This window comes from Streptomyces sp. S465, assembly GCF_026898115.1.
Classification (GTDB): Bacteria; Actinomycetota; Actinomycetes; order Streptomycetales; family Streptomycetaceae; genus Streptomyces; species Streptomyces luomodiensis.
Genome location: NZ_CP114036.1, coordinates 3,536,451 through 3,555,529, shown reverse-complemented (window position 1 = coordinate 3,555,529; position 19,079 = coordinate 3,536,451). Strand labels below are relative to the sequence as shown.

Sequence of the window (19,079 nt, the reverse complement as noted above, 5' to 3'; positions counted from 1 at the left end):
GTAGGCCGCCGCCAAGGCGGGGGAGTTGGACGCGCTCGCGGGCCGAATACGGACGGCGTGACCGCCTCGCCGGCGGGCCGACCCCCTACCCGTAGTACCTGAGAGCTACCTCCCAGATGCACTCCCTGGTGGGACGCCGACCACACGGTCGGCTCCATACCTTCCGTACACACGACATCGGTCGGTACGGAAGGAACAGTCATGGCGTCCCGTCTTCGTCGCGCCCTGCTCGCGGCGCTGGTCACCGCCTCGGTGGTGGTACCGCTGGTGGGGGCCTCGGGTCCCGGTGAGGTGCCGGCGCCGAAGCCCGTGGCGCTGGGGCCGGTGAGCGTCGCGGGGCTCCAGGAGCGGTACGCGGCCAACCGGGAGGGGATTCGGGCGGCCGAGCGGATGGCCGACCGGCACGGGGACCGGCGGCGGGCGGCCGCCCTGCGGACCATGCGGAAGCCGGGGCGGCGCTTTCTGTCCTTCGACGGGCGGGACGGGGGGCGTGCCGTCGAGGTGTACGGGGACCTGGGGCGCGCCCGGCGCGTCGCGGTGCTGGTACCGGGGTCGGACACCAGCCTGGACACCTACGCGCGGCTCCGGAACGGGGCCCTCGCGCTGAGCCGTCGGCTGGGGGAGAAGGCCGCCGTCGTCAGCTGGCTCGGGTACAAGACGCCCGGCACCGTGGAACCCGAGGTGCTGACCACCGGGCTGGCCGACAGCGCGGCGCCCCGACTCGTCTCGTTCGTGCGGGAGTTGACCGCGGCCAAGCCCGGGGCCCGGATCTCGCTGCTGTGCCACTCCTACGGTTCCGTGGTCTGCGCCAGGGCCGCACATGGACTGGATGCCGAGGACATCGTCCTGTACGGCAGCCCCGGCACCGGGTTCGACAGCGCCCGGCAACTGCGCACCCGGGCCACCGTCTGGGCCGGGCGGGGCGGCAGCGACTGGATCGGCGGGGTGCCGCATGTGCGGATACCGCTGCTGGTCACGACCGTCGGCTTCGGTACCGACCCGGTCTCGCGCGAGTTCGGCGCACGGGTCTTCGACGCGGGGGACGCCGGGCACAGCGACTACCTCAAGCCCGGGTCCACCGCCCTGGTGAGCATGAGCCGCATCGTGGCGGGCCGTGATGCGTGACCTCCGTGGCCTCGGCCGGGTGCGTGCCCTCGTGCGGCGGATCGACGCCGCCACCCCGCCCGGCCGCGACCGTGCCGTGGACGCCCTGCGGGTCGTCGCCATCCTTGGTGTCGTGCTCGGCCACTGGCTGGTGACCGCGCTCGTCGCCGACAGCGGCACCCTGCGCGCGGCCAGCCCGCTGCGGTACCAGCCCGAACTCGCCCCGGTCTCCTGGGTGTTCCAGACCCTCGCGCTGTTCTTCCTGGTCGGCGGGCATACGGCTGCCAAGGGCTACGCCGCCGCCCGCGCCCGGGGCGTCGGCTACCGGCGGTGGCTGCGGGCCCGGCTGGCCCGGCTGTTCCGGCCCGTCGCCGTCGTGCTCACCGTGTGGGCCGTGGCGGCGGGAGTGCTGCTCGGCTCCGGGGTGAGCCTGCTGACCGTGCACACGCTGCTCAAACTCGTCCTGTCCCCGCTGTGGTTCCTGCTGGTCTACGCGGTGCTCACGGCCGCGACCCCGCTGGTGGCGCGGCTGCATCCGCTGTGGCCGCTCGCCGTCGTGCTGCATGTGGACCTGGTCCGGTTCGGCTTCGACGGCCCGGCCTGGCTCGGCTGGATCAACCTGCCGGCGGGCTGGCTGGTTCCGTACTGCCTGGGCGCCATGTGGGGCCAGGGCCGGCCGCGCGGGCGGTTGGCCGGGTGGGTGCTGCTGATCGGGGGCGTGGTCGTCACCGCCGGGCTCGTCCTGGTCGGCGGCTATCCGGCGGCCATGGTCGGGGTGCCCGGCGCCCCGGTCTCCAACCTCAACCCACCCACCCTGGCCGCCGTCACCTTCGGCCTCGCCCAGTGCGGCGCGGCCCTGCTGCTGCGCGGTCCGCTGCGCCGGGCGATGGCGCGGCCCGCCGCGTGGGCGGCGGTGGCGCTGGTCAACCTCTCCGCGATGACGATATTCCTGTGGCACCAGACCGCGATGATGGCGGTCACCGTGACCACCCTGCGGCCGGCCGGACCGCTGGCCGGACTGCACACCGTGCCCGACGGCCCCGGCTGGGTGGTCGACCGGCTGCTGTGGCTGCCGGTGTTCGCGGTGGCGCTGCTGATCTGCTGGGCGGCGTTCCACAGCTACGAGGCGGGGCGGCCGCGGAAGGGCGGCAGCCGGGTCGTCCGTCGCGGGGGCCGGCCCGTCCGCGGGGGACGTCCCACGCGGGGGGCCGGGCAGGTGGCGGAGCGGAATGTCTAGGGTCAAGGTCATGACGGGCAGTACGAGGGCGGGCCGACTGACGGCGGGACTGCGGGCGGTGCCGCGCGTCCTGCGCGAGGACCTGTGCACGCTGGCGCGCGACCCGCTGCCGCGGATGCGCTGGCTGGCCTGGACGCCCCATGTGCTCGTGGTGCTCTGCGCCGTGCTCATGGGCCAGCTCAACGTGATCGAGATGGACGGGCCCCGCGTCGCGTCCGTGCCGGGGCCCGATCCGCTGCTGTTCGTGGTGCTCCAGTCGGTGGCCGTCCTCCTCGCGCTGACCCGGCCCATAGCCGCCTGGTGGCTGTCGACCGCCGTGCTCTTCCTGGCGGCGGTGTGCGGCGAGAATCCCGCGCACTGGCCCTGGAACGACGGGCAGATGGCGCTGCACACCCTCCTGCTGTTCCTCCTCGCGCTGCGGGTCCGCCCGCGGATCGTGGTCGAGGCGGTGGTGCTGACCCTGCTGTCGGGGGCGCTCAATGTGCTCATCGGCCTGCGGCGCCACACCGAGGACCACTTGGCGGCCCACACCGCGGTCCTCAACACGGGCACCCTGTGGTTCGCGATCGCCGTGGTGGTGGGCGCCGCGCTGCGCGGGCGCCGGGTGGCCCGGACCCGGCTGGTCGAGCAGGAGGAGCTCACCGCGGAGGAACGGGCCCGGCGCACCCTGCTGGAGGAACGCAGCCGGATCGCCCGTGAACTGCACGACGTGGTGGCGCATCACATGTCGGTGATCTCCATCCAGGCGCAGGTCGCCCCGCATCTGGCCGAGAACCCCTCGGACGAGCTGAAGGAGAACCTCGCGGGCATCCGTCAGAACGCGGTCGAGGCGCTGGCCGAACTGCGCCGGGTGCTGGGCGTGCTGCGCTCCGAGGACGCCCTGGCCGACGCCGCCCGGCACGCCCCGCAGCCCACCCTGGACCGGCTGGACGAGCTGGTGGGCACGGTGCGGGGGACCGGGATCGCGATCGGCACCGAGGTCACCGGGGAGCGGCGGCCGCTGCCGCCGGGTGTCGAGCTGTCGGCGTTCCGCATCGTGCAGGAGGCGCTGAGCAATGTGATGCGGCACGCGCCGGGGGCCGAGGCACGGGTGGAGCTGGGGTACCAGCGGCGCGGGCTCACCGTACGGGTCGTCAACACCCCGCCGGACCGGCCCGCCCCGCCCTCGCCGGGCGCCGGGCACGGGCTGCTCGGGATGCGGGAGCGCGCTGCGATGCTAGGGGGCGAGCTGACCACCGGCCCGACGCCGGACGGCGGTTACGAGGTGACCGCCGTGCTGCCCACGCACGACCCCGCCCGAGCCACCGCGGCGACCGGCGCCCCCGCGACCGAGACCGCGGCGACCGGCACCGCCGCGACCGAGACCGCCGAGGACACCGCATGACGACGACCATCCGCGTGCTGATCGCCGACGACCAGATGATGGTCCGCCAGGGCTTCACGGTCCTGCTGAACGCGGAACCGGACATCGAGGTCGTCGGCCAGGCCGTGGACGGCGCCGACGCCGTCGACCAGGTCGCCGAACTCGCCCCCGACGTCGTGCTGATGGACATACGGATGCCGGGTGTCGGCGGTATCGAGGCCACCCGCCGGCTCACCGAACCCGCCGACGCCACCGTCAAGGTCCTCGTGCTGACCACCTTCGACCTCGACGAATACGTCTACGAGGCGCTGCGCGCGGGCGCGTCCGGGTTTCTGCTCAAGGACGCCTCGGCGGACGAGCTGGCCCAGGCGGTACGGGTGGTGGCGGCCGGTGACGCGCTGCTGGCGCCGAACATCACCAAGCGCCTGATCGGCGAGTTCTCCCGGGTGACGGCCGGGCACCGGGCCCCGCTCAAGGAGCGCGTCGGAAACCTGACGGAGCGCGAGACCGAGGTGCTCACCCTGATCGCCCAGGGGCTGTCGAACGCGGAGATCGCCGAACGGCTGGTGCTGGCCGAGCAGACCGTGAAGACCCATGTCAGCCGCATCCTGGCCAAGCTGGAGCTGCGTGACCGGACCCAGGCGGCGGTGTTCGCCTACGAGACGGGACTGGTGCGCCCGGCCGCGTTCTGACCCGGTCCGCCCGGCGCCCGGTCCGCCCCGGTGTCCGGTCCGTCCGGTCTGCGCGAGCGGCCCGTGCGGCCCGTGCACCGAGGATCAAGAGGCGTGTCCGGTGCGCGGTGGCCTGGCCCGGTGGCCCGACGCGCCCCGGTCCGTTTGTTGCGGCAGGATGAAATCCGCACCTCAGTGTGTTGCCGCCTTCCGGAAGAGTGTGCGGATCGGGAGGTTCACGGGTGGCGGACGTAGCGGCTGGCGAAACAGGCGGAGCGGTCAAAGCGGGCGGAGCGGACGCCGGCGGCGCGGATACCGGACAGGGCTGGGTACGGCGGCTGTTCGGCTACTGCTGGCGGTACCGCGGCGATGTGCTGCTCGCACTGGGCGCCTCGCTCGCCGGGATGGCCGTCATGGCGCTCGTCCCGCTGGTGCCGAAGCTGATCATCGACGATGTGATCGTCCGGCACGACCGGTCACTCGCCCCCTGGGCCACCCTGCTGATCGTCGCCGCGCTCGTGGTGTACGTCCTCACCTACATCCGCCGTTTCTACGGCGGACGGCTCGCCCTCGACGTCCAGCACGCGCTGCGCACCGATATGTTCGCGGCGATCACCCGCTTCGACGGCAGGCGGCAGGACAACCTCTCCACCGGCCAGATCATCGGCCGGGCCACCAGCGACCTCCAGCTGATCCAGGGCCTGCTCTTCATGGTGCCGATGATGATCGGCAACGTGCTGCTCTTCCTGGTCTCGCTCGTCGTGATGGCGGTGCTGTCACCGCTGCTCACCGTCGTCGCCCTCGCCGTCGCCCCCGCCCTGTGGATCCTCGCCTCGCGCAGCCGCGTCCGGCTCTTCCCCGCCACCTGGTACGCCCAGGGGCAGGCGGCCGCCGTCGCGGGGGTCGTCGACGGGGCCGTGACCGGTGTCCGGGTGGTCAAGGGGTTCGGGCAGGAGGCGCAGGAGACCGACAAGCTGCGGGAGGTCGGCCGCCGGCTGTTCGCCGCCCGGCTGCGGACCGTACGGCTGAACTCCCGCTACACCCCCGCCCTCCAGGCCGTCCCCGCCCTCGGCCAGGTCGCCATGCTGGCGCTCGGCGGCTGGATGGCCACGCGGGGCCAGATCACCCTCGGCACCTTCGTGGCCTTCTCCACCTACCTCGCCCAGCTCGTGGCGCCGGTGCGGATGCTCACGATGATCCTGACCGTCGGGCAGCAGGCGCGGGCCGGGGTCGAGCGCGTCTTCGAGCTGATCGACACCGAGCCGGTCATCGCCGAGCGCCCCGACGCCCGGGAGCTCCCCGAGGACGCACCCGCGACGGTCGAGTTCGACCGGGTGAGCTTCGGCTACGACCCCGAGCGCCCGGTGCTGTCCGAGGTGTCCCTGCGGATCGAACCGGGCGAGACCCTGGCCGTCGTGGGCGCCTCCGGAAGCGGCAAGTCGACGCTGTCCATGCTGCTGCCGCGCTTCTACGACGTGTCGTCGGGGGCGGTGCGGATCGGCGGCCACGACGTGCGGGAGCTGACGTACGACTCGCTGCGCGGGGCGATCGGACTGGTGCCGGAGGACAGCTTCCTCTTCTCCGACACGGTGCGCGCCAACCTCGCCTACGGGCTGCCGGACGCGTCCGAGGAGCGCATCCGGGCCGCCGCCCGCGCCGCGCAGGCCGACGGTTTCATCACCGCACTGCCGGACGGCTACGACACGGAGGTCGGCGAACAGGGGCTGACCCTCTCCGGCGGCCAGCGCCAGCGGCTGGCCCTGGCCCGCGCGATCCTCACCGACCCCCGGCTGCTCATCCTCGACGACGCCACCTCGGCGGTGGACGCACGCGTCGAGCACGAGATCCACGAGGCGCTGCGCGGCGTCATGGCGGGCCGTACGACGCTGCTGATCGCCCACCGCCCCTCCACGCTCGCCCTCGCCGACCGCATAGCGGTCATGGAGCGGGGCCGGGTCGTGGACGTGGGCACGGACGAGGAGCTGAGGGCGCGGAGCGCCGTGTACCGGAACCTGCTGACGGACGACGCGCCCGCCGCGCCCGCCGCCCCGGGCGCCGACGGCACGGCGGCTCCGAGCGCGGACGCGGCCGCCCCGGCCCCGGCCCATGCCGAGCCGCGCGGCGGCGCCACGCGCGCGGTGGGGTTCGCCGGTGCGTTCGGCGGGGAGTCCGCCGCGACGGGGCTGGCCGAGCCGTACCTCGACGGGGAGCCCTCCGGCGATGGCGACGGCCCGGCGCACGACCGCGAGGGGTGCCCGCACCCGGCGGCTGGCGTGCGGGCGCGCGGCGGGGACGACCCGGCGCATCGCGGGGGTGCGCAGGGCCGGACGGAGGCGGGCCGCACCGGCGCCTTCGGGGGCAAGGCCGCTCCGGCGGGGCCGACCGTGCCGTGCCGTGACGGTGAGCGGCAGGAGAACGGTGGCCGGGAGGTGGCCGACCGGGCCGACGCCCCGGTCGCGGACCGAGCGGAGCCAGGTGCCGCGGAGGCGGGGACCGGTGACGGCCACGGGGGTCGCCCCGACGCGGGCGCGGACCTGTGCCCGCGCGGCGGGGACGACCCGGCGCACGCCACGGGCGAAACGGGCCGCGGCGGGCTGATGCCCGAGCTGTGGGCGCGGTCCGACGGCAGTGGCGAGGGGCGGCGCCGCCCGCACGGCGGGGACGACCCCGACCACGCCCGCGCCGGGGACCGGGTGGGGGCGACAGGCCTCGCCGGGGCGTCCGGCGGTGCGGCGGGCGCCGAGGGACCGAGCGAGCCGTATCCCACGCCGGGGCCCCGGCCCGACGGCGCCGGGACGGGCCGCGAGCCGGGCGTGATCCGTGACGTGGCCCCCGAGCATGGCGCGACCCCCGAGCGGGGCGTGGCCCCCGAGCAGGGCGTGAGCCGTGATGCGGCCCCCGAGCGGGGTGTGACGCCCGAGTTGTGGGTGCGGTCCGATGGGGATGGACGTAAGGCGGGGGCGCCGGCGGCCGGGGCGGGGGCCGTGGCCGGGCCCGGGTTCGCCGGGGCCTTGTCCGGGATGCCCGCCACCCCCGAGCTGCTCGCCAAGGTGGCCGCCCTGCCGCCCGCCACCGATACGCCCGACATCGACGAGGAGCGGGCCACCCGCCCCGAGGAGGCGTACGGGCTGCGGCGGCTGCTGCGCGGTTTCGGGGCGCCGCTCGTGCTCGCGCTGCTGCTCGTCGCCGTGGACGCGATCGCCGGGCTGCTGCTGCCGGTGCTGATCCGGCACGGTATCGACCAGGGCGTCCAGCGGCTCGCGCTCGGGGCGGTGTGGACCGCGTCCGGGCTCGCGCTGCTCGTCGTCCTCGCCCAGTGGGCCGCCCAGATCGGCGAGACGCGGATGACCGGACGGACCGGTGAACGGGTGCTCTACGCACTGCGCGTCAAGATCTTCGCGCAGTTGCAGCGGCTCGGTCTCGACTACTACGAGCGCGAGCTGACCGGCAAGATCATGACGCGGATGACCACCGATGTCGACGCGCTGTCCACGTTCCTCCAGACCGGCCTCGTCACCGCCGTCGTCAGCCTGCTGACCTTCTTCGGCATCCTGGTCGCGCTGCTCATCATCGACGTGCAGCTGGCGCTGGTGGTCTTCCTGACCCTCCCGCCGCTCGTCCTCGGCACCGTGCTGTTCCGGCGCCGCAGCGTCAAGGCGTACCAGCTGGCCCGCGAGCGCGTGAGCGTGGTCAACGCGGATCTCCAGGAGAGCGTGGCGGGGCTGCGGATCGTGCAGGCGTTCGGGCGTGAGCGGTCCGGCCGGGAGCGGTTCGCGGCGCGCAGCGACGCCTACCGCCAGGCGCGGTTGCGCGGTCAGCGGCTGATCTCGGTGTACTTCCCGTTCGTCCAGCTGCTGTCGTCCGTGGCGGCCGCGCTGGTGCTCATCGTGGGCGCCGGACGGGTCGGGGACGGCACGCTGACGGCGGGGGCGCTGGTGGCCTATCTCCTCTACATCGACCTGTTCTTCGCCCCCGTCCAGCAGCTCTCCCAGGTTTTCGACGGCTATCAGCAGGCCACGGTGTCGCTCGGCCGCATCCAGGAGCTGCTGCGCGAGCCCACCACCACACCGGTCGCCGACGCCCCGCGCGAGGTGCGCGGGATGCGCGGCGAGATCACGTTCGACGAGGTGCGGTTCCGGTACGGGGACGGCGAGGAGGCGCTGGCGGGCATCTCGCTCACCATCCCCGCGGGGCAGACCGTGGCGTTCGTCGGGGAGACCGGGGCCGGTAAGTCCACTCTGGTCAAGCTGGTGGCGCGGTTCTACGACCCCACCGATGGCGCCGTGCGGGTGGACGGCACGGATCTGCGCGAGCTGGACCTCGCCGGGTACCGCCGCCACCTCGGTGTGGTTCCGCAGGAGCCGTATCTGTTCGCCGGGACGGTGCGCGACGCCATCGCCTACGGGCGCCCCGACGCGAGCGACGCGGAGGTGGAGGCCGCCGCGCGGGCGGTCGGCGCCCACGCGATGGTGGCGTCGCTCGACGGTGGCTATCTGCACGAGGTCTCCGAGCGCGGGCGCAATCTCTCCGCCGGGCAGCGGCAGCTGATCGCGCTGGCCCGCGCCGAGCTGGTCGACCCGGACGTCCTGCTGCTCGACGAGGCCACGGCCGCGCTCGATCTGGCCACCGAGGCCCTGGTCAACCAGGCCACGGACCGTCTGACGGGACGGCGCACCACACTGGTCGTCGCGCACCGGCTGACCACCGCGGCCCGCGCGGACCGGGTGGTGGTCCTGGACCACGGCCGGGTCGTCGAGGACGGCACCCATGAGGAGCTGGTGGCGCGGGACGGCCGGTACGCCGAGCTGTGGCGCACCTTCATGGGCGAGACGGCCCCCGCCGTCGCCTGAGCCCGCGGGCGGTGGCGGCCCTCCGCCGCCCTCCGCCGTCGCCCGGCACTCGCCGATGGCCCGCGTCGCGTGGGCCCGCCGTCGCGTGGCAGCGCGTCGGGTGGGCCCGCGGCGCGGGGGCGGGGGAGTGCACCGGTCATATGCCGCCCCCATGCCGCCCGTGTGTCGCCCCACGTGCCGACCGTGTGTCGTTCATCTGCCGCATGGTCGCCTTACGGTCGCCGTACGGCCGGTAACGCTCAGCGTTCGCCCGATGTTACGTACGGTAACGTCACGGTTCCATGCCGCTGGCCCGCGCTATGCCCTCCACCTCCCGCCGGTCCCGCTCCCGCTGCTCCGCCTCGGCCGCCACCCGCTGCTTGTGGCGGTACAGGAATTCGGGGTCCTGGGCCCGCTCCTGAGGGACCAGCACCTTCATGCCCTTGGCGTGCGGACTGTCGCCGAGGTCGACCACCACACGCTCGTCCTGGGAGGTGAGCAGGCCGAACAACACCAGCAACTCGGCTTGGAGAGCGGGGGTGAACAGCTCTTTCTCCTCCGGCCCCATACCGAGCTCGTACGTCCCTCCGCGGACGGCCGGTGAGGTGCTCAGCTCGCGCAGCAGCCGCATCAGCAGCTCCAGCGAGCGAGGGTCGATTCGTTCCTGCAATTCGTTCAGATACCGCGTCAGCCGCTCGGCCCGTTCACTCCGGTCGTGCCGTTCGTCTCGGTCCATACAGGCAGCATGAGCCATCACAGCCCGCTACGAAAGAGGGCGACGGTAACAACTCTCCGTATCCGGCGTCGCGTTGGGGAGCCAACAGCCTCTGGCCACCCGCGTGTGTGCCCGGATAGGTTCTCGGCGACCTGTGCGAATTCACGGGTCGCGAGGGCCATAACGGCGACAAGGGGAGAGTGCATGCGCAAGGTGCTCAGATGGCTGCTGTCGCTCGCGATACTGATGGGGGCGGTCGGCGCGGGTGCCACCGGCGCGTCCGCGGCACCGGCCGCCCCCGCCCAGCCGGACATCAAGGAACGCGTCCTGGCGATTCCCGGCATGCGTTTCGTCGAGGAACAGCCCTACGAGGGCTACCGCTTCCTCGTCTTCACCTACACCCAGCCGGTGGACCACCGGCACCCTTCCCAGGGCACCTTCCAGCAGCGGTTCACCCTGCTGCACAAGGCCACCGACCGGCCCACGGTCTTCTACACCTCGGGCTACAACGTCACCACCGCACCGCGCCGCAGTGAGCCGACGCAGATCGTGGACGGCAACCAGGTGTCGCTGGAGTACCGCTTCTTCACCCCGTCCCGGCCGCAGCCCGCCGACTGGTCCAAGCTGGACATCTGGCAGGCCGCCAGCGACCAGCACCGCCTCTACCGGGCCCTCAAGCCCGTCTACGGCAAGAACTGGCTGGCCACCGGCGGCAGCAAGGGCGGGATGACGGCCACCTACTACCGCCGTTTCTATCCGCGTGACATGAACGGGACCATCGCCTACGTGGCGCCCAACGACGTGGTCGACAAGGAGGACTCCGCCTACGACCGCTTCTTCGGACACGTCGGCACGGCCGAATGCCGCGACAAGCTGAACGCGGTGCAGCGCGAGGCGCTGGTGCGGCGCGACGAGATCGTGACGCGCTACCAGAAGTGGGCGGACGACGAGGGGCAGACCTTCACCGTCGTCGGCAGCGCCGACAAGGCGTACGAGAACGTCGTCCTGGACCTGGTGTGGGCCTTCTGGCAGTACCACCTGCTGAAGGACTGCGCGGACGTCCCCGCCCCCACCGCCTCGACCGACGAACTGTACGGCTTCATCGACGAGATCTCGGGCTTCTCCGCCTACACCGACCAGGGCCTGGAGACCTACACGCCGTACTACTACCAGGCGGGCACCGAGCTCGGCTCGCCCACCTTCGCGACCCCGCACCTGGACGGGCTGCTGCGCTACCCCGGCATCTACGCCCCGCGCAGCTATGTGCCGCGCGACATCCCGATGCGCTTCCACCCGGCCGCCATGCGGGACATCGACCGCTGGGTGCGGCAGGACGCCCAGCGGATGCTCTTCGTCTACGGGCAGAACGACCCGTGGGGCGCCGAGCGGTTCCGGGTCGGCAAGGGCGCCAAGGACGCTTACGTCTACACGGTCGCCGGCGGCAACCACGGCTCGAACATCGCCCAGCTGTCGGCCGAGGAGAAGGCCAAGGCCACGGCTGAGGTGCAGCGGTGGGCGGGCGTCAGCCAGACGCGCGAGCCGCTCGCCCGGCACGACGCGAAGCTCGACCGGCGCGGGATCGAGCGCGAGCCGGTGCTGCGTCCGTAACGTCCGTAAGGACCCTGGGTCCGATGGGACGGCACGGCCACGGGCACGGGCTAGTACGTCAGCCCGTGCCCGATCTCGTACAGCACCCGGGACGGGTCGTCCGCGCGCCGCACGGCCACCGGCAGCCTGCCGCGCGGGGTGGCCCGACCCGCGATGACCCGGGCGGCCGCGCGCAGCTCCCCGTCCGTCCAGCAGTACGTGGCCAGGGACGCCCCGGGGGCCGTGCCGCGTCCGTCCAGCCGCGCGATGTCGTACGGATTGCGCAGCGCCAGATGCACCACCGGCACCCCGGTGGCCACCAGCCGGGCCACCAGGGTGCGCTGGGACGAGCCGGAGGCGATGTCGTACGTCGTCACGATCACCGCGTCCCGCCCCCGGGCCGCCGCGACCGCCGCCTCGATCCGCTCCGGCGAGGGGCCGGGCGAGCCGTCCGTGCCGGTGGGCAGCGCCTCCGCCGAGAAGCCCAGCCCGGACAGGGCGCGGGCCAGGACGGCCGTCGGCGGGCCGCCGGTGCCGGAGGGCGCGGCGGCGTCCACGCCCACCACGAGCAGGTCGCGATGGCGGTCCGGTGACAGCGGGAGCAGCCCGCCGCGGTTGGTGATCAGGGTGGTGGTGCGCTCGGCGATCCGGTCGGCGGTGGCGCGGTGCTCGCGGGTGCCCACCGTGCGGTTGACCGCGCGGTCGCTGGTGTACGGGTCGTCGAACAGCCCCCGGCGCGCCTTGAGGTCCAGGATGCGCCGCAGCGACCGGTCGATCCGGTCCTCGTCGATCTCGCCCGCCCGGACGGCCGCGCGCACCCCCTGGAAGGCGACGGACAGACTCGGCGGGTTCAGCAGCTGGTCCACGCCCGCCTTGAGCGCGAGCACCGGCACCCGGTCGTCGCCGTACTTCTTCCGCACCCCCTGCATGCCGAGGGAGTCGGTGACCACCACCCCGTCGTAGCCCAGCTCCTCGCGGAGCACTCCGGTGAGGATGGGGCGGGAGAGCGTGGCGGGGTCGTCGGCCGGGTCGAGCGCGGGAAAGAGCAGATGCGCCGTCATGATCGAGTCGATTCCCGCCTCGATCGCGGCCCGGAACGGCGGCGCGTCCAGCCGCTCCCACTCCTTCCGCGAGTGGGTGATCAGCGGCAGGCCGACATGGCTGTCCACGCTGGTGTCGCCGTGGCCGGGGAAGTGCTTGGCGGTGGCCGCGACCCCGGCGCTCTGATAGCCCGCCACCTGGGCCGCCACCAGCCGGGCCACGGCCTTCGGATCGGCCCCGAAGGAGCGCACACCGATCACCGGGTTGGCGGGGTTGACGTTGACGTCCGCGATCGGGGCGTAGTCCTGCCGGATGCCGAGCGCGGCCAGCTCGGCCCCCGCGGTACGGGCGGCCGTACGGACGTCGGCCGCGCTGCCGCCCGCGCCGAGCGCCATGGCGGCGGGGAACAGCGTGGCGGGCGCGCCGATCCGGGCGACGGTGCCGTACTCCTGGTCGGTGGAGATCAGGACGGGGACGGGCGCGGAGCCCTTCGCGGCGGCCTTCTGGATGCCGTTGGAGAGCGCGGCGACCTGGTGGGGGTCGCGGATGTTGTGCGCCCAGCGGATGTACATCACCCCGCCCACGTGGTACTTCGCGATCAGCTCGGCGGCGTTGTCGACGCCGATCTCCTTGCGGTTGGCCGCCACGTCGGCGGGGTCGGGGCGGGTGGCCGCATGGCCGTACACCCGCATCACGAAGAGCTGGCCGATCTTCTGGTCCAGCGTCATCCGCCCGATGAGGTCGTCGATCCGCCGGCGGTCGCGCTCGCGGTCCCGGCCGGAGTCGGAGGCGGCTCCGGAGGGGGTCGCGGAAGCGCCGCCGGAACCGGAGGCGGGGTGGCGCGCGGGAGCGGCGGGCGCGGGCGAGCTGTGCGTCGGCGCGCTACAGGCACCGGCCGCGGCGGCGGCCAGGGTGGCGGTGAGCAAGGCACGGCGGGACGTGGGCGTATGCACCCGCACTCCTTCCACGGGTTCGGAGGGGGGCGGCCGAAGGTGTGCTGGACACGCTGGGACACCAACCCGGTCCCGGTCAAGGAAAGTTGCTCATCTTGTCGGCCCGGCGGTGTGTCCCGTCCGACGGCCGTGCGACGCGTCTCGGCCCCCCGGGGCGCCGCCGACGCTCTGGGAGGGGTGTCGCGTCGGCGGCGGGTGCTGCGGGCCGCGGGCGGCGGAGAGGGCGGTCGGCGACGCGGCCGACAGCGAGACCGATGACCGCCTTACGGGGACTCCCCACGAGCACACCGCTTCGACGCGCGGCGGCTCGCAACGGTTCCGCGTGTGGTGTGTCAGGGCGTGCGACCCGGTCCGCGCCGTCGCCCGGCCGGCGAAGCCGGGCCCCGGCGTCCGGGCGACGGCCCGATCGCCCCTGTCGCGCATGAGCCAGCGACAAGCCCCGTAGCGACCCTGGATCTTCCCAGAGTCGCTACGGGGCAGCCGACCGGAGGCTACCCCGCGCGAGTCACCCGTGCATGGTCGGTCACCACTCGCCGGAATAGGTCATGCCGCGTCCGGCCGGTATGGCGAAGACACCATTCCTGGGCTGCTTGCTGTTGGTCCTGAGGGCCGGATTCCTCACCACAACCGGGCGCAGTGCAGAACGCCTAAAATGTCAGGCCGCCCTGTGGTTCGTGCTCGATGGTGTGCCGCGTACAGAGGGCCGCTATGCAGTCACTCTTTGGGGCGGAAGCGTGAGGAGAACAGCACGGACCCCCGCGACCGTCCGACCCCCCGGGGGCGTGGCCATCAAGGTCGGGAGGTTGACGTCGCGGCGCTGCGGTATGTGCTGGGACTGACGCCGCGGAGCCGTTTGAACGCCGCGCTGAATGCGAACGCGTCGGAGTAGCCCACTGTGCGGGCGATCTCCGCGACCGTCGCCGTTTCGCGCTCGGTCAGCAGGTCCGCCGCGAGCGTCATGCGCCAGTGGGCGAGGTAGGTCAGTGGCGGCTTGCCGACCAGGTCGGTGAATCGCTTGGCCAGCGTGGAGCGTGACACCCCGGTGCGCTTGGCCAGTGAGGCGACCGTCCATGGCGCCGCGGGCTCGCTGTGTAGCAGCCGCAGCGCGCCGCCGACCACCGGGTCCCGCCCGGCGGAGTACCAGCCCGGGGGATTACCGTCGGGCCGATCGAAGTACTCGCGCAGTGCGCACACCAGCATCCAGTCCAGCAGCCGGTCGAGGACCACCTGCTGGCCCGGCGTGTCGGCGGCGGCTTCGACGGCGAGGTGTTCCCACACGGGGTCGGGCTTGCCGCCGGACCCCACGCGCAGTACGACGGGCAGCGCGTCCAGCAGCCTGCGGCTGATCTCGCCGTGCACCGGGTAGGCGCCGACGACAAGTGTCGTCGCGCTGTCGCCTCCGTCATAGGTTTCGTGCCAGCCGAGCCGGTGTCGGGTTCCGCCCTGATCGGGCGTCGAACAGAACGCGCCGCACGCGACGGGCTCCGCCCGGGTGCCCACCTCGTCGACGAAGAGGAACGGGGCCGGGCCCCGCACAACCACTGTCTCGCCGACGCACAGAGGTTCGGGCGGGCGGTGCTCCGGCACGATCCAGCCGCCCCCGGAGAGGACGGTGCACAACGTCAGCGGTGCACCGTCCACGAAGTGCAGCGCCCAGGGCGGGGTCAGGGTCGAGCTGCCGAACAATGAGCCCTGGGCCCGCACCCCGCGTAGGAGGTCACCGAAAGCGTCCACCCTGCAAGATTAAACGAACTGGACGATCAACTAGGTGGTTCGGCTTATCGCCTATGGATCCGTCCGAATGCCTACCGTTGAATCGCCGTCATGAGCAGCGACACCACTTTGGTACTTGGTGCGACGGGCAACACCGGTCGACGGGTAGCCGCCCGGTTGCGGTTGCGCGGCACGCATGTGCGCGTCGCCTCCCGTTCCAGCCAGACCCCGTTCGACTGGTTCCACCCCGCCCACTGGGATCAGGTCCTGCAGGGCGTCACCACTGTCTACGTGGTGCCCCCGACCGTGCCCGGTCCAGTGCACGAGTTCGTGGCCCGGGCCGAGGCCGCCGACGTGCGGCGCCTGGTCCTGCTCTCCGGGCACGGCGCCGACGACTGGGGCGACTCCGCGTTCGGGCTGGACATGCGCTCGGCCGAGGATGCCGTGCGCAGTTCGACGCTGGAATGGACCGTTCTGCGTGCCGCGAACTTCGCCCAGAACTTTGACGGGCACCCCTTTCACGCCCCGCTGGCCGCTGGCGAGCTGGCGCTTCCGGCAGGTGCGGTGCCCGAGCCGTTCATCGACCTCGAGGACGTCGCCGACGTTGCGGCCGCAGTGCTGGCCGAGCCCGGCCGACATGCTGGTCGGGTCTACGAGCTGACGGGGCCGCGCGGGCTGACCTGGGCGGAGGCGGTCGAGTTGATCTCCCGGGCGTCCGGACTGCCCATCGCCTACCGGCAGATCTCCCCGGCCGAGTACACCGCGGCATTGGTCCAGGAGGGCTGGCGCGAGGACGAGGCCCATCTCCTCGCCGAAATGTTCGTGCTGTTGGAGCGCGGGGTGACCGCCTGGACGACGGACGACGTCGTCACCGTGCTGGGACGCGCGCCGCGGACCTTTGAGGACTTCGTCCTGCGGGCCGCAGCAGCGGGAGCCTGGCGGCGCTGAATCCCGCGGCGGCCGCTCCGGCGCAGTGGACATTCAGGAGAAGGAGTCCGCGCGCCATCCCGCACATCCTCGCCTTTGTAAACGTCCGCTCTTCAGGTAACTGGAGCCATCGATGCACACCTTGCTGGTTGCCGCCAACCCGGACCCCCAGTCCCTGACGCATTTCGTGCTGGGAAGACTCGAGGCAGCGCTTCGTCCCGGTTCAGTCGAGATCGCCGACCTGTCCGAGGAGCGGTTCGACCCCCGGTTCACTTCAGCGGATCGTCGGGCGTACCAGGAGGGTGGCAACCATCCGGCTGACGTCGTGGCTGAGCAGTGCCGTCTTGAGCGTGCCACCGATCTCGTGTTGGTCTTCCCCGTGTACTGGTGGTCGATGCCCGCACTGCTGAAGGGGTGGATCGACCGTGTCTTCGTCAACGGCTGGGCCTTCGAGTACTCATCCGCTTCGGGCCTGCGGCCGAAACTACAGGACCTCACCACGCATCTTGTACCCATAGCCGGCGGCGACTCGGGTGCGTATGAGCGCCACGGATACGAGAAGGCACTACGGACGCAAATCGAGCACGGGATCATCGACTACTGCGGCAGCCAGCGCGGTTCCACAGCCTTCATCTATGAATCCGAACAGCTTTCCCCTGAATCCATGAAGCAAGGTGTTGACCGCGCAGTGCGGGCCATCAGCGAAGCCGTTCACGCCCGCCTGCTGGGATGACAGGTGTCAAGTGCCATTCCATTGGTGAGGTCTGGTGAGCACGCGCACGACGTCTTTCGCCCACCGACCTGGAGTTCGTTGAATGGCTTTTCCCTCCCTGCCGCCCTGTATTGGGGCGGGGAGGGGGTCACTCCGTGCGGCAACACGTCACCCCGTGCGCCGGGGCCAGAGGCCGTGGAGCAGCCGCACCGTTTCGGTGATGGCGGGGCGGCGGGCCGCGCCGGTGCGCCACACGGCGTACAGCCGCCGCACGGGGACCGGCTCCAGGGGCAGCGCCAGCACCCCGTCCGGCAGCGGGCCGCGCCCCAGACGTGGCATGAGGGCGACGCCGAGACCGGCCGCCACCAGGGCGATCTGGGTGTGGTTCTCCGCCGCCTGATACGCCAGGTCCGGCTCTTGGCCGGACGCGCGCAGCGTACGGACCAGCCAGTCGTGGCACACCGACCCGGGCGGCTGGCAGATCCACCGCTGGCCCGGCAGGTCCTCGCGGCACAGCGGGCGCCGTTCGGCCCGCGCGGCCAGCGGATGCCCGGCCGGTACGAGCAGATCGCACAGGTCGTCCCCGATGACCGCCCGGTCCAGCCCGTCCGGGGCGGGCTGCGGGGCGATGTCCCAGTCGTGGGCCACGGCCAGGTCGATGACCCCCTGCGTCACCAGGTCCACCGACAGATGCGGGTCCACTTCCAGCAGCCGGGCGTCCAGGGCGGGGTGTTCGGCCACGAGGGCGGCCAGCACCACGGGCATCAGCCCGCGCGCCGCCGAGGCGAAGGCGCCGATCACCAGCCGGCCCGTCGGCTGTCCGCGCCGTTCCTCCAGGGTGGTCTCGGCCTCTTCGACGATGGCGAGCAGTTGCTGGGCGGTGGCGGCCAGATGCCGGGCCGCGTCGGTCAGCGTGACGCCCCGGCCCTGCCGCTCCAGAAGGGTCGTCCGGGTCTCCCGCTCCAACTTGGCGATCTGCTGTGACACGGCCGACGCGGTGTAGCCGAGCGCGGTCGCGGCGGCGCTGACCGAGCCGTGCACGGCCACCGCGTGCAGCGCCCGCAGCCGGGCCAGGTCCAGCATGGGCCGCTCTCCCTCCCACTGTTCATCGTCGCCGCGTCCAACCAGTCGCCGCATCCCATCACGGGGGCCGGACGCCCCCGCTCTCAGGCCGCGTCGGCCAGCAGTCGTAGCAGGTGCTCGCGGCCGGCGGGCAGCAGTTCCGGCAGCTCCCGCGCCTGCGGGTACCACCGCTTCTCGTACTCCCAGCACAGCCAGCCGTCCCAGCCCTCACGGCTGAGCAGCTCCACGCACTCGGTCAGCGGCAGCACCCCCTCGCCCAGCGGCAGCGGGGTGGTGTCGTCGGCCGACGCGATGTCCTTGACCTGTACGTATCCCAGCTGCGGAGCGAGCGCGGCATAGCTGGTGGCCGGGTCCTCACCGCCCAGCCAGGTGTGCATCACATCCCAGATCGCGCCGACGCTGCCGTGGCCGACGGGTCCGAGGACGCGCGCCGCGTCCGCGCCCGTGCGGTGCGAGTCGTGGGTCTCCAGCAGCAGCCGTACGCCCAGTTCGGCGGCGTACGGCGCGGCGGCGCCCAGACGGCGGGCGGCCGTGGCGTCGGCCTCCTCCGCGCTCTGCTCCCCGCCGCCGGGGAAGACGCGGACGTAGGGCGCGCCCAGGTCGTGGGCGAGCGCGAGGAGTTCCCGCAGCCCGGTCAGGACGGGCTCGTCGGGGCCCGCCGCCGCGACCCGTACGTACCCGGCGACGGTCAGGATCTCCACATCGGCGGCCCGGAACCCGTCCACCACCCGCGCGCGTTCGTCCGCCCCGATCCCCGGGTGCACCGGCTCTTCGGGGTGGGCGCGCAGTTCGACACCGTGGTACCCGCTCCCGGCGGCGAGCCGTACGACCTCGGGCATGGGCATACCGGGGACACCGAGGGTGGAGAAGGCGAGCTTCATACGGGCTCCGTGAGGTGGGGGGTTCCGCAGGATGGGGATCTTCACGCCGGACGCTAGGCAGGGGCACGGGCGAGGTCAATCCCGCCGTGCCGAAGAGCAGCGGACCACGCTGGGTGAGTGAACCGGCTCATATGACAACGGCCCTGCCTCATGCCCTGGCAGTGATGAGCTGGACAGACAGGGGCAGGGCCCTGCCACTGACGCTGCCTCCGAGCCCGACACACCCAACCCACTGGTCTCCGGGCGGCGGATATGAGTCGCCC

13 protein-coding genes and 1 pseudogene are annotated in these 19,079 nt (G+C 72.8%); 8 read left to right on the top strand and 6 right to left on the bottom strand.

The window, feature by feature from the left end; all coding sequences use genetic code 11:
* Positions 1–201 precede the first annotated feature (201 nt).
* The 5 genes from N6H00_RS14850 to N6H00_RS14830 all read left to right on the top strand — a co-directional run bounded on the left by N6H00_RS14850 (position 202) and on the right by N6H00_RS14830 (position 9,225).
* Positions 202–1,125: an alpha/beta hydrolase gene (locus N6H00_RS14850; RefSeq protein ID WP_268972160.1), complete on the top strand. Its 924-nt coding sequence runs from the start codon at positions 202–204 to the stop codon at positions 1,123–1,125.
* Positions 1,118–2,341: an acyltransferase family protein gene (locus tag N6H00_RS14845; protein WP_268972159.1), complete on the top strand. Its 1,224-nt coding sequence runs from the start codon at positions 1,118–1,120 to the stop codon at positions 2,339–2,341. Before N6H00_RS14850 ends, N6H00_RS14845 begins: the two co-directional genes overlap by 8 nt.
* Positions 2,342–2,351: 10 nt before the next feature.
* On the top strand, positions 2,352–3,725 hold the full coding sequence (locus N6H00_RS14840) for a sensor histidine kinase (protein ID WP_268972158.1): 1,374 nt from the start codon (positions 2,352–2,354) through the stop codon (positions 3,723–3,725).
* On the top strand, positions 3,722–4,396 hold the full coding sequence (locus N6H00_RS14835; protein ID WP_268972157.1) for a response regulator: 675 nt from the start codon (positions 3,722–3,724) through the stop codon (positions 4,394–4,396). Before N6H00_RS14840 ends, N6H00_RS14835 begins: the two co-directional genes overlap by 4 nt.
* Before the next feature lie 317 nt (positions 4,397–4,713).
* Positions 4,714–9,225, top strand: a complete 4,512-nt coding sequence (locus tag N6H00_RS14830; RefSeq protein ID WP_268976969.1) for an ABC transporter transmembrane domain-containing protein — start codon at positions 4,714–4,716, stop codon at positions 9,223–9,225.
* A 271-nt stretch (positions 9,226–9,496) separates the two neighbouring features.
* Here N6H00_RS14830 and N6H00_RS14825 read toward each other — a convergent pair whose 3' ends face one another.
* Positions 9,497–9,940 carry a hypothetical protein gene (locus tag N6H00_RS14825; protein ID WP_030841670.1) on the bottom strand — a complete coding sequence of 148 codons (444 nt, stop codon included), beginning with the start codon at positions 9,938–9,940 and terminating at the stop codon, positions 9,497–9,499.
* A 183-nt stretch (positions 9,941–10,123) separates the two neighbouring features.
* Between N6H00_RS14825 and N6H00_RS14820 the strand changes: the two genes are divergently transcribed.
* Positions 10,124–11,527, top strand: a complete 1,404-nt coding sequence (locus N6H00_RS14820) for a S28 family serine protease (protein WP_268972155.1) — start codon at positions 10,124–10,126, stop codon at positions 11,525–11,527.
* Between the two features lie 50 nt (positions 11,528–11,577).
* On the opposite strand, the gene N6H00_RS14815 is transcribed toward N6H00_RS14820, so the two are convergent.
* The 3 genes and pseudogenes from N6H00_RS14815 to N6H00_RS14810 all read right to left on the bottom strand — a co-directional run bounded on the left by N6H00_RS14815 (position 11,578) and on the right by N6H00_RS14810 (position 15,234).
* Positions 11,578–13,500, bottom strand: coding sequence for a glycoside hydrolase family 3 protein (locus N6H00_RS14815; protein WP_268972154.1), 1,923 nt, complete (start codon positions 13,498–13,500; stop codon positions 11,578–11,580).
* Positions 13,501–13,991: 491 nt separating this feature from the next.
* Positions 13,992–14,132 (bottom strand): annotated as a pseudogene (locus tag N6H00_RS40520) (DUF7848 domain-containing protein); the annotation flags it as partial.
* 157 nt (positions 14,133–14,289) lie between these two features.
* A complete protein-coding gene (locus tag N6H00_RS14810; RefSeq protein WP_268972153.1) occupies positions 14,290–15,234 on the bottom strand; it encodes an AraC family transcriptional regulator in 945 nt (314 codons plus the stop codon).
* 90 nt (positions 15,235–15,324) lie between these two features.
* Here N6H00_RS14810 and N6H00_RS14805 point away from each other — a divergent pair, with 90 nt between their 5' ends.
* A complete protein-coding gene (locus tag N6H00_RS14805) occupies positions 15,325–16,161 on the top strand; it encodes an NAD(P)H-binding protein (RefSeq protein ID WP_268972152.1) in 837 nt (278 codons plus the stop codon).
* Between the two features lie 112 nt (positions 16,162–16,273).
* Positions 16,274–16,873, top strand: a complete 600-nt coding sequence (locus N6H00_RS14800) for an NAD(P)H-dependent oxidoreductase (RefSeq protein WP_268972151.1) — start codon at positions 16,274–16,276, stop codon at positions 16,871–16,873.
* Positions 16,874–17,020: 147 nt separating this feature from the next.
* On the opposite strand, the gene N6H00_RS14795 is transcribed toward N6H00_RS14800, so the two are convergent.
* Both N6H00_RS14795 and N6H00_RS14790 read right to left on the bottom strand, forming a co-directional pair.
* Positions 17,021–17,935 carry a LysR family transcriptional regulator gene (locus tag N6H00_RS14795; protein ID WP_268972150.1) on the bottom strand — a complete coding sequence of 305 codons (915 nt, stop codon included), beginning with the start codon at positions 17,933–17,935 and terminating at the stop codon, positions 17,021–17,023.
* 83 nt (positions 17,936–18,018) lie between these two features.
* A complete protein-coding gene (locus N6H00_RS14790) occupies positions 18,019–18,816 on the bottom strand; it encodes a sugar phosphate isomerase/epimerase family protein (protein ID WP_268972149.1) in 798 nt (265 codons plus the stop codon).
* Positions 18,817–19,079 lie beyond the last annotated feature (263 nt).